This window comes from Arthrobacter sp. 05T45, assembly GCF_056395875.1.
On record NZ_JBFTKI010000014.1, the window covers coordinates 95,283 to 108,768 of the forward strand.

At 59.5% G+C, this 13,486-nt stretch carries 13 protein-coding genes; 5 read left to right on the forward strand and 8 right to left on the reverse strand.

What is annotated here, in order from left to right; translation table 11 throughout:
- The first annotated feature begins 183 nt into the window (after positions 1-183).
- From AC1DGD_RS14205 to AC1DGD_RS14220, 4 genes are all read left to right on the forward strand, one after another.
- Entirely contained in the window at positions 184-1,557 is a 1,374-nt protein-coding gene (locus AC1DGD_RS14205) for an MFS transporter (RefSeq protein WP_476857204.1), read from the forward strand.
- Between the two features lie 497 nt (positions 1,558-2,054).
- Positions 2,055-3,245, forward strand: a complete 1,191-nt coding sequence (locus AC1DGD_RS14210) for a 4-hydroxybenzoate 3-monooxygenase (protein WP_476857205.1) — start codon at positions 2,055-2,057, stop codon at positions 3,243-3,245.
- A gap of 84 nt (positions 3,246-3,329) precedes the next feature.
- Entirely contained in the window at positions 3,330-4,334 is a 1,005-nt protein-coding gene (locus tag AC1DGD_RS14215; protein WP_476857206.1) for an aldo/keto reductase, read from the forward strand.
- Positions 4,335-4,338: 4 nt separating this feature from the next.
- Positions 4,339-5,133, forward strand: a complete 795-nt coding sequence (locus tag AC1DGD_RS14220) for a DUF1932 domain-containing protein (RefSeq protein WP_476857207.1) — start codon at positions 4,339-4,341, stop codon at positions 5,131-5,133.
- A gap of 138 nt (positions 5,134-5,271) precedes the next feature.
- Here AC1DGD_RS14220 and AC1DGD_RS14225 read toward each other — a convergent pair whose 3' ends face one another.
- Genes AC1DGD_RS14225 through AC1DGD_RS14255 form a run of 7 tightly spaced genes read right to left on the reverse strand, consistent with a single transcriptional unit; the run spans position 5,272 to position 11,127 of the window.
- Positions 5,272-6,222: a Gfo/Idh/MocA family oxidoreductase gene (locus AC1DGD_RS14225; RefSeq protein ID WP_476857208.1), complete on the reverse strand. Its 951-nt coding sequence runs from the start codon at positions 6,220-6,222 to the stop codon at positions 5,272-5,274.
- Complete coding sequence (locus AC1DGD_RS14230; RefSeq protein ID WP_476857209.1) at positions 6,219-7,070, reverse strand: class III extradiol dioxygenase subunit beta; 852 nt, start codon at positions 7,068-7,070, stop codon at positions 6,219-6,221. Before AC1DGD_RS14230 ends, AC1DGD_RS14225 begins: the two co-directional genes overlap by 4 nt.
- Positions 7,070-7,468 carry a protocatechuate 4,5-dioxygenase subunit alpha gene (gene ligA / locus AC1DGD_RS14235; RefSeq protein ID WP_476857210.1) on the reverse strand — a complete coding sequence of 133 codons (399 nt, stop codon included), beginning with the start codon at positions 7,466-7,468 and terminating at the stop codon, positions 7,070-7,072. Before ligA ends, AC1DGD_RS14230 begins: the two co-directional genes overlap by 1 nt.
- Positions 7,469-7,470: 2 nt before the next feature.
- Positions 7,471-8,364 (reverse strand): amidohydrolase family protein, encoded by an 894-nt coding sequence (locus tag AC1DGD_RS14240; protein WP_476857211.1) that lies wholly within the window; start codon positions 8,362-8,364, stop codon positions 7,471-7,473.
- Positions 8,361-9,380, reverse strand: a complete 1,020-nt coding sequence (locus AC1DGD_RS14245; protein ID WP_476857212.1) for an amidohydrolase family protein — start codon at positions 9,378-9,380, stop codon at positions 8,361-8,363. The genes AC1DGD_RS14240 and AC1DGD_RS14245 overlap by 4 nt, the downstream gene beginning before the upstream one ends.
- Positions 9,377-10,486 (reverse strand): 4-oxalomesaconate tautomerase, encoded by a 1,110-nt coding sequence (locus tag AC1DGD_RS14250; protein WP_476857213.1) that lies wholly within the window; start codon positions 10,484-10,486, stop codon positions 9,377-9,379. The genes AC1DGD_RS14245 and AC1DGD_RS14250 overlap by 4 nt, the downstream gene beginning before the upstream one ends.
- On the reverse strand, positions 10,483-11,127 hold the full coding sequence (locus AC1DGD_RS14255) for a 4-carboxy-4-hydroxy-2-oxoadipate aldolase/oxaloacetate decarboxylase (protein WP_476857214.1): 645 nt from the start codon (positions 11,125-11,127) through the stop codon (positions 10,483-10,485). Before AC1DGD_RS14255 ends, AC1DGD_RS14250 begins: the two co-directional genes overlap by 4 nt.
- 195 nt (positions 11,128-11,322) lie before the next feature.
- On the opposite strand from AC1DGD_RS14255, the gene AC1DGD_RS14260 reads away from it, so the two are divergent.
- Positions 11,323-12,750: an MmgE/PrpD family protein gene (locus tag AC1DGD_RS14260; protein ID WP_476857215.1), complete on the forward strand. Its 1,428-nt coding sequence runs from the start codon at positions 11,323-11,325 to the stop codon at positions 12,748-12,750.
- Positions 12,751-13,245: 495 nt separating this feature from the next.
- Here the strand turns inward: AC1DGD_RS14260 and AC1DGD_RS14265 are convergent.
- On the reverse strand, positions 13,246-13,486 hold a 241-nt coding region (locus AC1DGD_RS14265; protein ID WP_476857216.1), incomplete at its 5' end, for a hypothetical protein.

Here is a 13,486-nt window from a genome sequence, read left to right on the forward strand (position 1 = left end):
TCGCCAAGACCGGTGTTGACTATATGGCTTAGATCACTATTATTGGAGCAATGGTTCCTCCATTGACAGCCTCTCTGATGGGTTTCCTCTTCCAGCCTTTGAACTGCTGGACACCCCTGCTTCGATGCAGCCGTCCCGGGAATCTTCACTCAAACGGGGTTTATCCTCACACAAAGGAGTGTTATGTCCACAACAAGTGAACAGGTGCGCGTGTTAACGCCTGAACAGAAGGATAAGGAAGTCCGTCGTGTCGTTGGCTCAAGCTTTCTCGGAAGTGTCATCGAGTACTACGACTTTTTCGTCTATGCCTCCGCAGCGTCGCTGGTGTTCGGCCCGGTGTTCTTCTCCAACCTGGACCCCTTGGCCGGCACAATTGCCTCCTTGGCAACCTTCGCGGCCGGTTACGTTGCCCGTCCGGTGGGAGGCCTGATCTTCGGCCACTTCGGTGACCGGCTCGGGCGCAAGAAAATGCTCGTCCTCTCTATGACCGGCATGGGCGTCGGCTCATTCCTGATGGGCCTGATTCCCCCGGCTAATGCCATTGGATCGTGGGGCGCCGTAATACTCGTTACGCTGCGCGTAATTCAAGGAATCTGTGTGGGCGGCGAATGGGGCGGCGCTGCCTTGATGTCCCTGGAGCATGCCAAGGCGAAAAAACGCGGCTTTGCGGCGTCGTTCGCTACCGCCGGCAGCTCGTTTGGTACTTTCCTTGGAACCGGTGCCATGGGTGTTGTTGCACTGCTGCCCCACGATGCTTTCCTTGCCTGGGGATGGCGCCTGCCTTTCCTTGCTTCCGCGGCCTTGCTGGTGATCGGCCTGATCATCCGCTCCAAGGTTTCCGAGAGCCCTGTCTTCGAAGCCGCCATGGCTGCGCAAGAGGCAAAGAAGAAGGAATCCGCTCCTCTTATGGAAGTACTTCGGCATCCCAAAATCCTCATCCTGACCACCTTGAGTTGCATTTCGTTGTTCAGCATGTCCGCCATGATCAGCACCTTCGGACCAACCTATGCTGTCGCAGGCGGTGCCAGCAGCTCCAGCGTTCTGTTCGGCTTGTCCATCAGCGGGCTTTTCTCTTCTGCAGGGGTCCTGGTCTTCGGCAAACTGTCGGATACGTTGGGCCGCCGCTGGCTCATGATGGCAGGTGGCATTGCAGTCGCGCTGTTGACCTATCCACTCTTCGCGGCAATTGGGTCCGGAACTATCGCGCTGGTCTTTATCGCCTTCGTGACACTAAAGGTCCTCTACTCGATGATCTATGGTCCGATGGCGGCATTTCTTGCCGAGCAGTATCCTCCCCGGTCGCGGTACACCGGCATCTCGCTCAGTTACCAGCTGGCCAGTTTGATTGGCGCCGGATTCACCCCTGTTATCCTTGCTTCGCTTTACGCTGCATCCGGCAAGGACATCGGTCCCGTCATCTGGTTCATGATGGGCATGTGCGCGATCAGCGTGGTGGCCGTTTTCCTCACACGTGAGACTAAGGACAACGACATCATGACGGGCGCTGCGGTTAAAGACTTTGCTACCAACCGTAGCGCGGTCGGCCCAGGCCGCTGACCCGACTCACAACCACCAGAATCGGGTCATTGGTGGCGCTGAGCGGCGACTGAATGCAGGCAGGCCCAGACAAAGCGTCTGGGCCTGCCTGTGCTCATCGCAGTCGGTGGTCTAACCGCCGTTTCCGTTCCCGCCTGGTTCTCCAGGGTTCCGCGCTTATGTTCGTCTCGGTTCTCTCCATCCGGGAAACCATGGGAACTGGACTCGAACGGGCTAACACCTGTGCATTTCTTCTGCTACGCACTGTACAAGATCGCTATGAACGATCGACGGCGGGGTGTCGCAGCGCTCGGCGTGGCCGTGCCACTGCGTGAAAAGTGCGCCAAGCGCTGGTCCCGTCCTCCAAATGGCGGCCAGGGGTATTAGCAGGCAACTTACGGAAACACGACAGCAGCATCGCCAATGAACGGAAAAGCGTAGCGGCCGTTCGATGTCGCACCACTAACAGCAAAGTCATCCACCGCCCCTGCGGGGCCTACATTAAAGCGAGACAAACCGTGGCAGCACGCAAAATCATCACCACCCAGGTGGCCATCATGGGAGCCGGCCCCGCCGGCCTGATGCTCTCCCACCTGCTGGCCAAGGCTGGCATCGAATCGACCGTGATCGAGATCCGCAGCCACAAGCAGATTTCCGAAACGGTCCGCGCGGGAATCCTGGAACACGGCACCGTCAACCTCCTTGTGGACAGCGGCGTCTCGGAGCGGGTGCTGCGCGAGGGCGACCGTCACGACGGCATCGAGCTGCGGTTCCACGGGGAAAGCCACCGCATCGACTTCAAAGAACTGGTGGGGGAGTCCGTCTGGCTGTACCCGCAGACGGACGTCTTCCTGGATCTCGCAGCACGGCGTAAGGCCGATGGCGGGGACGTCCGCTACAGCGTTACGGACACCACCGTCAACGACCTTGAGGGCAAACCGAGGGTCTGGTTCACCGACGCCGAGGGCGTGGAGTTCGAGATCCAGGCCGAGTTCCTGGTGGGCGCGGACGGTTCACGCAGCTACTGCCGGCGGCAGGTGCCGGAGGCCTCGCGGACGCAGTACTTCCACGAATACCCCTTCGCCTGGTTTGGGATCCTGGCCGAAGCCCAGCGCAGCTCTGATGAGCTGATCTATGCCAGCTCGGACAACGGGTTCGCCCTCATCAGCCAGCGCACCGAAACCGTCCAGCGGATGTACTTCCAGTGCGATCCCAAGGAAAACGTGGCCGAGTGGGACGACGACCGGATCTGGGCCGAGTTCCGCAGCCGGGTCAACGGAAACGGCTTCGAGCTGAAGGAGGGCCCGGTCATCGACAAGATGGTCCTGCCGTTCCGGAGCTTTGTGCACACCCCCATGCGGCACGGCAACCTGTTCCTGGCCGGCGATGCCGCCCACACAGTCCCGCCCACCGGCGCCAAGGGCCTGAACCTGGCCATCCAGGACGTAAAAGTGCTCTTTGAGGGGCTGGAATCCTTCTACAGCAACGGCTCAACGGCCTCGCTGGACAGCTACAGCGACCGCGCCCTTGAGCGAGTGTGGAAGGCCCAGCAGTTCTCCTACTGGATGACCACCATGCTGCACACCCCCACGGATGCGGGCGACTTTTCCCGGGCACGGCAGTTGGGCGAACTCAATTCCGTGGTGTCATCCAAGCACGGCATGGCATACCTTGCCGAGGCGTACACCGGCTGGCCAGGGGCACGGTAAGAGGCACCAAGCCAGCTGACACGTATCCCTTCAACACCCAGCAAAGTGTCGGCGATTCATCGACCACCAACCGGAAGTAGTCCTGTGCGATACATCAAGCTTCGCGACCTCACCGTCTCCGCGATCGGGCTCGGCTGCATGGGAATGTCCCATCTCTACACGGGCCATCAGCAGGCAGAAAACGAGTCCATCCGCACCATCCATCGCGCCTTGGATCTGGGCGTGACCCACTTTGACAGCGCCGAGCTTTACGGACCTTTCAAGAATGAAGTACTCCTGGGAAAGGCCCTGAAGGGCCGCCGCGGCCAGGTGGTTCTCACGTCCAAGTTCGGTCTGATCTCGCACGTGGGGAAGGCCGGGCCCGTGGATAGTTCGGCGTCAAACATCCGCGCCGCAGTGGAAGGCTCCCTCGCGCGCCTCGGCACCGATTACATCGACCTCTACTACCAGCACCGGGTGGACAGGGCGGTGCCCATTGAAGACGTCATGGGAACGCTGACCGAGCTCATTGCCGAGGGAAAGATCCGGCATATTGGTCTTTCCGAAGCCGGGCCGGACACCATTCGGCGCGCCAATGCGGTCTACCCGGTTACCGCGCTGCAGTCCGAATACTCGCTGTGGACACGTGATGGCGATGATGGAACCCTGGAACTGCTGAAGGAACTCGGGATCGGTTTCGTGCCCTATTCGCCTCTCGGCCGCGGTCTGCTCACCGGGAAGATTCTGTCCCTTAGCCAGCTCGATCAAGATGACTGGCGTTTGAGCAACCCGCGCTTCATGGACGGTGCATTGGACAAAAATCTCATTGTGCTGAAGGAAGTGGAATCCGTGGCCCGGCAAGCGGGTGCCACGCTTTCCCAGGTGGCGCTGGCCTGGCTGCTGAGCAAAGGGAAGGACTGGTCGGCGATTCCTGGCACCACCCGGGTTGAACACCTGGAAGAAGACTTGCTGGCGGTGAACGTGAAACTCAGCCCGGAACAACTCAATGCCCTGGATAGCCTCACGCAGCCGGTGGGCGATCATCATACCGCCGCCCAGATGCGGCTCTTCGACCGCGAAAACTCGCTCAGCACCCAGGCTGGGCGATAGCCGTATGTCTGTGCATCCTAAGGTAGTTTTCCTCGGTCACAGCGAGGCCGGGTCCGCCATTGCCGGCGAGCTGATCAAGGCTGGGTTCGACGTCGTCGGTTTCGATTCCGCGGTGAGCAAGTCACCCGTCGCGCCTAGGGCGGCGAGCCTTGAGGAGGCAGTAGCCGGCGCTGCCGTGGTTCTTTCCCTGGGCCCCTATACGGCGCCGTCCAGGGTTGCCGAGCGCGTGGTGCCCCTCCTTGGCAAGGGTGCGCATTACGGGGACCTGAGCACCGGCACGCCTGCCGTGAAAAAGGAACTTGCCGCGTTGTTTGACGACGGCATATATGCGGATATCGCAGTTGCCGAGCAGGATCCGGTGGCCGGCGAAATACCAGCTCTGGATGTCGCCGGCACCGGCGCCAGGAAGCTGATCGAACTGCTTAAGCCGTCCGGGCTGGGCTTGGAGTATGTTTCCGAGGTGGCGGGCGAAGCAACGGCGCGCCGGCTCTTCCGCAGCCTGCTGGCCAAAGGTATGGCAGGAGTCATCACGGACAGCCTGTGGGCCGCGGAGAGCCTGGGCCTGCAGAACTGGGCTTACCAGGAGATTCTGGAGGAATTCGAATCCCATTCAGCCGAGACGGCCAAGCGGTATCTTTCGGGTACCGCCCTGCACGTCAAGCGGCGCCAGATTGAAATAATGGACGTCGTGGGGATGCTCAACGAGACCGGTTACGAGAGCACCATGATCGCGGCCATCGAGTTCACCTACGGACGTATCCTCCATGGAAAAAAGATTCCGTTCAGCAAGGCGCAGTAGTTGCTGCGGGGCTAGCCAGACAACGTGAGGGGTGCTCCTTCGCTCGAAACCAACTGTCAAGACAATTGATATCCGAGCGACGGAGCACCCCTTTGTCGGTTAAAGTCTCGCTTTGAGTGGCTGCACTGGACCCCCTGCTTAGTAGGCGAGCTGCTGCTGCAACGCGTCGAGCACCACGTAGCAGGGGAGAACCTGGCCCACGCTGGAGTTGGGCTCGCGCTTTTCCTTGATGGCAGCCACGAACTCGCGGTCCTGCAGTTCGATGCCGTTCATGGATACCGCCACGTTGGAGACGTCGATGGGATTCTCTTTTCCATCGACAAGGTCGTCATACCGTGCGATGTAGGTGTTGGTGTCACCGATGTAGCGGAAGAACGTCCCGATGGGGCCGTCGTTGTTGAAGGAGAGTGACAGGGTACAAATCTTGCCTGTTTCGGTTTGGAGCTGGATGGACATGTCCATCGCTATGCCAAGCTCAGGATGCTTGGGCCCCTGGATGGCGTTGGCTTTCACGATTTTTTCGCCGGTCTGGTATTGGAACAGGTCCACAGTGTGGGCGGCATGGTGCCACAGCAAGTGGTCGGTCCAGGACCGGGCGTGGCCCAGGGCGTTGGCATTGGTGCGCCGGAAAAAGTAGGTCTGCACATCCATTTGCTGGATGGCGAATTCGCCAGCGCTGATCTTGTTGTGCACAAATTGGTGCGACGGATTAAACCGGCGTGTGTGGCCGGCCATGGCAACGAGGCCCGTCTCCTTTTGCACGTCCACGATTTCCTGCATGCCCGCCAGGGAGTCAGCCATCGGGATCTCAACCATGACGTGCTTGCCCGCACGCAGGGCCTCCAGGGTCTGGGCATGATGCATCTGCGTAGGCGTTGCAAGAACAACGCCGTCCAGGTCGTCCTGGGCCAGCAGTTCGGAGTAGTTGGTGAAGGCGGCCTTCGCCCCATATTTGGCGGCTACCTCCTTCGCGATGTCCATCTTGCTGTGGGCAACATACTGGATCTTGGCGTCAAGGATTTGGGTCAGGGCGTCGAGGTGCTTGTGGCCGAAGGCGCCCAGGCCTACGACGGCAATATTGACAGTCATGCGTCTCCTTCTTTAGGGGTAAGGATCAGGTGGCCAACGGAGGTGTTGGAAGCGGGCACATGGTTGAACCGGTGGACCTCGTCGACTTTGTCGCCGAGGGCGCCGCGCATGATGAGCCACATGATGAGTTCAACGCCTTCAGAACCTGCTTCCCTCATGTATTCGAGGTGGGGCTTGTACTGGAGCACTTCGGGCTGGTCGATGAGATCGTCCATAAACTTTTGGTCCCAGGGCAGGTTGATCAGTCCCGCGCGGGCGCCCTGAATTTGGTGGCTCATGCCGCCGGTGCCCCAGACCTGGACGTTAAGGTCCTCGTCGAATTCTTCCACCGCCCGCCGGATGGCCTTACCGAGGGAGAGGCAGCGTTCGCCGGAGGGCTGGGGGTACATCACGACATTCACGGCCAGGGGTATGACCTTGGAAGGCCATTTGTCTGGAGTGCCGTACATCAGTGACAGGGGAACTGTGAGGCCGTGGTCCACCTCGAGCACGTTCAAGACAGTCAGGTCGAAGTCATCAAGGATGAGGGAGGCAGCCAGATGGGTTGCGAGCTCTGGAGCCCCTTCGACGGACGGTACGGGCCTGGGCCCGTAGCCCTCGTCGCAGACCTCGAATGATTCGGCTACACCGATGGCGAAGGTCGGCATGATTTCCATGCCGAAGTACGAAGCGTGGTCGTTGTAGACGATGATTGCCACGTCAGGATTGTTGGTCTTGATCCAGCTTTTCGAGAACTCGTATCCCTGGAACATCGGCTTCCAGTAATCGTCCTCTGTACGGCCCATGTCGATCGCTGCGCCGACTGCGGGCACGTGGCTGGTCGCGATCCCAGCTGTAATTTTTGCCATTATGCTTCGTCCCGTTCCTTCTTGGAGCGCCATCCTTCAATGTTGCGGCCGCCGGCGAGCATCATTGCCTGGTACTGCTCCACGTTCATATCGGTCATCGTGCTTACGGCCTGGACGTAGGACAGTCCTTCCGCCGCGAAAATCTTGGACAGGAAGTAGACGTTGCCTCCGTTGTCGAGCATTTTCTGGAAGTCACGGGTAAGGACGGCCTGTTTCTGGTCCTCCGTCATCTCCCACTCGTCCAGGTAAGAGCGCTCGTCCGCTAAGAACCTCCTGCGGTTTTCCTCCTTGCGAAGGCTCATGCAAAACTCGTTCAGCTGGAAGCCCTCGCGGCCCTTCTCAAGAGTGAAGATGGTTGTGCCCGGAAGGTCCTTGAACTGTTCAAAATCTGGCTTCATGGTCAGCTCCAATAAAGGTAGTTGGGGTTGGCTACGAGCAACTTCTCCTGCAAAGCCGGCGTAGTTGCTATGGACGGGACGTAGTCCACGAGGATTCCGTCGTCGGGCATCTCCTGTTTCATGTTGGGGTGCGGCCAATCCGTCCCCCACAGGACGCGGTCTGGGAACTCCTCCACGACGGTTCTGGCAAACGGCGCAACGTCCGCGTAGGCAGGTGCTCCACTGACCGTGATGCGGTCCGGGCAACTGACCTTCGAGATGACGTTGGAGTTCTCCTGCATGAAGCGCAGGAAATCGCCAAACTCTGCGCCGTCCACGGGTTTGGTGACGTCAGGGCGGCCCATGTGGTCGATCACGATTGGAATGTTCAGGGAAGTGAAGAAGTCCCATTTTTCCCGGAGATCCGAGGGTTCGAAGTAGAGCACAACGTGCCAGCCCAGCGGACGGATTTTCTCAATGATGTCGCGGTAATACTCGTCGGGCTTGGGGTCCACCAAGCGTTTGACGTAGTTGAATCGGACGCCTCGGACGCCCAGTTCGTGCATCTGTGCCAGTACCGCCGGAGTTACCGAGGGCTTTAGGGCGACGACGCCGCGCGCCCTGTCGTTCGAGTTCGCCAGGACATCCAAGAGGGCGGAATTATCCGTACCGTGGCAGGTTGCCTGAACCACTACGTTTTTCTCGAAGCCGAGAAAGTCGCGCAACGCGAAGAGCTGTTCCCTGCTGGCGTCGCACGGGGTGTATTTCCGTTCATGAGCGAAAGGAAAGATGCTGCCTGGCCCGAAAACGTGGCAGTGGGCATCGACGGCACCGGCTGGAACCTGAAACGTCGGCTTGCTGGGGGTGGGATCCCAGTCGAGCCAGTCGGAATCCTTCACGAAGGTGAGTGTGTTCATGAGACCAAGACTTTCGTCGTCTGGTTGAGGCGTGGAAAGACTGTGCGGGCGTTGTTGGCGAAGATGTCTTCGCGTTCTGGCCGGGAAATGTCAGCGGCGTCGATGTAGCGCTTGGTGTCGTCAAAATACTGGCCCGTCTGGGGATCGGTGCCGCGTACGGCGCCGATCATTTCGGAACCAAAAAGAATGTTCTTGTTGTCGATGACGCCAAGCAACAGGTCGATGCCGGGCTGGTGGTAAACGCAGGTGTCGAAGAAGACGTTGTTCATCAGGTGTGTATCAAGGGCCGGCTGCTTCAACATGTCTGCAAGTCCGCGGTAGCGGCCCCAGTGATAGGGGACGGCTCCGCCGCCGTGGGGAATGATGAACCGCAGCGCCGGGAAGTCTTTGAACAGGTCACCCTGAAGCAGCTGCATGAACGCGGTGGTGTCTGCGTTCATGTAGTGCGCACCGGTGGCGTGGAAGTTGGAGTTGCACGACGCCGAAACGTGAATCATGGCGGGAACGTCCAGCTCCACCATCTTTTCGTACAGGGGGTACCAGTAATTGTCCGTCAACGGCGTTGTCTGCCACATCCCGCCGCTGGGGTCAGGGTTGAGGTTGCAGCCGATGAAGCCGAGCTCGTTGACGCAGCGCTCGAGCTCATTGATTGATTCAGTGAGATCGGCACCGGGGGACTGCGGCAGCTGACAGACACCGATGAATGACTCAGGAAAGAGATCCACGACGCGTTTGATCAGGTTGTTGCACGCAACGGTCCATTCAAGGCTGATCCGCTGGTCACCCTCGTGGTGGCCCATGGCGGACGCCCGTGGAGAAAAGATCGTTAGATCAATGCCGCGCTCGTTGATGAGGCGCAACTGGTTCTTCTCGACAGAGTCGATGATGCTCTGGTCGGAAATCTCCGGGTAGGCAGGGCTGGGCTTGCCGGCCTTGAATGCTGCCAGCTGATCGATCCGCCACTGATTGTGAAGTTCCGGGGCAGTTGTGTAATGGCCGTGGCAATCAATGATCATGTGTTCTCCCGGAATATTTGAGGGACATAAACGGAGCCCGACATCAACATGCGGGCGGTGCGGAGTAAGGCGGACTTGGTCACGACGGGCTGGTCCGAGGAGTTACCGACTTCCATCTGGACTGTAAAGAACCCGGAGGGGTGCTCGACCTGGACCTCGATACCGGTACCGTCGCCGCGGCCCGGTGTATCCGGTGACCCGATTTTCTCGGCGACACTGCCCTTGAGCACACATGCGGTGGCTACCGAGACTGCACCGAGAACACCGATGGATTCATGGACCCTGTGCGGGATAAAGGTGCGGGTGCTGATGGCCCCCCCTCCCTTGGCTGGTGCAAGCAGGCTCATCTTGGGAACCGTCTTGTTGGTTACATCGCCGAGGTTCATGAGGGGTCCGAGCTGAAGGCGGATCTCTTCCACCTGGCCCCTCAGCTTCGAATTTGCCTCGAGTTCGGCCGGAGTCTCATAGCCCGTCATGCCAAAATCGGAAGCGTTGAGGCAGGCCACCGGCATGCCGTTATCAACGCAGGTGACCTCTACTCCGTTGACGACGTCGGTCACGTTGCCTGTAGGCAGCAGCGAACCACAGCTTGAGCCAGAGACATCCTCGAAATTGATAGTGATGGGCGCGTGCGTCCCAGGAACGCCGTCGATGCGGGCGGAACCGGCGTAATTGACCACTCCTCCTGGAGTTTCCACATACGCTGTGGCCTTGGAGTCCGTGTTCACCATGTAGATGGCGACAGGAGTGACACCATCAGCAGCCGGCAAAAGTCCGTTTTCAAGTGCGAAGGGACCCACCCCGGCCAGAATGTTGCCGCAGTTCTGTTGATCGCTGACCTCGGCACGGTCCGGCCACACCTGAAGAAAGAGGTAATCGACGTCGATCCCGGGCCGGATGGACCGGTTGACGACGGCAACTTTCGAAGTGAGCGGGTGGCCGCCGCCCATTCCGTCGATCTCCCGCGGGTCGGGTGAGCCCATGGCCGCCAGAAGGAAGGCATCCCGGGCGCCCCGCTCGGCCGGCAGGTCCTCGGCCAAAAAATACAGTGCCTTGGACGTACCCCCACGCATGACAGTGCAGGGGACCGCCATCTGACTGGTCATTGCTGGTAGTCCTCGTAGACCAGACCCTTGGCGGCAAGCCTGTCGCGCATGTTGTAAATGTCCAGGCCCAGCTCGCCTGACTTAAGACGTGCCCGCTTCGCGGTCTCATTCGCTTCACGCTCACGGCCTTTGGCGAGGACGCTCGCGGCGTCCTCCCGCCGCACAACACAAACACCATCGATGTCGGCAACGATCACGTCGCCGGGACGGACGAGCTGATTGGCGATCACGACGGGAACCTGTACATTACCGACGGTCTCCTTCACAGTTCCCTGTGCACCGATGGCCTTTGACCACACCGGAAAATTCATGTCGGTCAGGGTGTCGACATCGCGAACACCGGCATCAATAACGAGACCGCGGACGCCGTGCGCGAGAAGACTTTCAGCGAGCAGGTCTCCGAGGTATCCATCGTCACAAGGACTTGTCGGCGTCACGACCAGGATGTCGCCGGCCTGGGCCTGCTCGACGGCAACATGAAGGGACCAGTTATCGCCTGGAGCAACCTCGCAGGTAAGCGCGTTTCCGGCTACCTTGGCGGGAAAGATAGGACGCAAACGAATGTCGAGCAGGCCGGTTCGACCCTGGGACTCATGGACCGTGGCCACACCCAGTTCTACAAGACCATCAATGATGTCCAAGGGCGTCCGTGGGGTACCGCGAACTACTACTGCCATGATTCTCCTTTGAATACCGCGGAACTCCGCGCGTCGCTGCGATCGAGTATGGGTCCGGAACCCCTTGGAGGGCTTCCATTGGTGCCTATGCTCGCGCATTGGTTCATCCATTGATATCGTGGAGGTCACGGTAGGTCTTGTCAAGACGGAGGAGAAAAAATGCAGTCCCAAAGCGTAGGTCAGAGCGGCGCCACTGAGCCGGCATCAGCAGACAAACCGTTGCTCACCGTACTGGCCGAATTTGCGCACTCACTTGAGGGTGACGCCATTCCTGCTGCTGTACGCGACCAGGCCAAGCTCTGTCTGCTCGACACGTTGGGATGCATTATCGCTGGCTCCGTAACAGCGGAGGCCGCGGCCCTGCAGCGGGCGGAACGCCGTCTGAGCAGTGGCTCGGGAGTCATGCTGTCTCCGAGTGAAGAAGCTCGAGTCTTGGGCTACATGGGTGACGTACTGGAACTCAATGACTTGATCGGGGGACACGCAAGCATTGGGATCGTTGCCGCGGTCCTAGGCGCGGCCCGGCAAGCGGACTCTTCCGGAGAGCGGGTGGTCGATGCAATCGTCGCTGGCATCGAAGTCACTTCCCGTCTCTATGAATCCACGGCATGGACGAAGAAGCCGTACACAGAGTCGGGGATGGTCATTCCGAGTCTCGTTTCCGCCATTGGTGCCGCGGCCGCCGTGGCCCGACTGCGCGGACTGTCCGTCGCCATGACGGCAGAAGCAATGGCCATTGCCGGGACCATCGTCAGCTGGGGTCCGGCAGAGGTTATCTTCGGCACGGGAGGAACCATCAAACCAATCCTGTTTGGTGCGTGCCCTGCGGACAGCGGCATCAAAGGCGTTGAGTATGCCCAGGCGGGACTGACCGGCCCGCCGAACTTGATTGAAAGCCCGCTCGGGCTCATGGCCGCACTCTCACACAGTTTTGACGAAAGTGAGATCCGTTCCCCGGATGTATGGCATCTGCTCAAGCCGCAGCGAAAACTTCATGCATCCTGCGGGTACACCCACTCGAGCATCGACGCCGTGGTGGATCTTGTGCGCCATGGCGTGAACGTTGCAGGAGCCAAGCGAATCAAAGTTCAGGTGCCCGAATACTTGCTAGCCGCCGTAGGCAAGGATCACATGCCGGAAACTTCCAATGAAGCCCGCTTCCATCTGCAGTATTGCCTCGCTCTCGCGGCCAATGGTGCCGACTTCATCAGCCCGGCCCATACGCTCGAATTCGAACGATACGCGTCCCCCGAAATCGAATCGTTGATGGAACGGATTGAAGTCTCTTCACTGGAAATCAGTGGCACGATTCACGCGAAGCCCTACAACATTTCACGAGTAACCGTTGAGGGGCCCGACGGTGAAATAGTCGAAGGCGGCTGCAACGCCCCTCGGGGTTCTGCTGCCAACCCACTGACAGACGATGACGTTATTCAAAAGTTCAGGCGTCTGGCATCTGCACGAATGCCGGACGCCGAGATTGAATCGGGCATCAGCCTGATCCTGGATCTTGCCCGTCCAGGAAACGACAAAGGTCTTTGGGCGATCATCGACGGCATCTTGGAAGCCGACGCGAAGGCCGGCTAAGTGCGCGGTGTGGAAATCGGGGAAGAGGATAGGAGTAGAAGCGGCGACGTGCACCTGCAGCCCCACGTCGCCGCTTTTGGCTGGTCATATGCGTGTTTACCAACATCCTCTGAAATGGGTGAAGGAGGTGTCGCCATCATGAATTTCTGCTTTGCTGGATCGTGCGTTCCTTACATTGCAGGCTCCGTTCGTGGCCGGCGGCGCCACCCACAACCAGGACAGGGCGAACCCGTCCGTAGTCCGGCAAAAAACCGCGTTCCCTGAGGGGGACGCGGTTTTTGGGGAGAGCAGAGGGGTGAATGAATGTGGGTGTGGACAATGTCAACACTTTGGGCGTCGGACTCGCCCTTGCTGGGGTTGGATCGGGCCGGATTCCGCATGTTTCCGTGAGAGCCCAGTGTTTGCGAGGGCTGGAATGCAGTTCGAGTCCCACCTCGGGCACGTGTTTTCCCTGTTCAGGGGCTTGTGAGCCTCTGAATGTGTACAAATCTCCTTTTATGGGCCCCTGCGGGGGCCCATTTTTGTTGGTTTCCGTTGCTGTCTGGCGGCTCCTTCTCTTGACTTGGACAGCGGTGTTGCTGTGTACACCTTCATGGCCGGGAGCGCTTGGAACTGCATGACCTGCTGCGACTTCGGGATCAAAAACTCTATGGTCATCCCTGTCGGCAGCCAGAACTCCTGGGAAATTTTCGTTGTGTCCTCGGCAATGTTCTCGAGCAGCGGGCAGGAGCCGGGC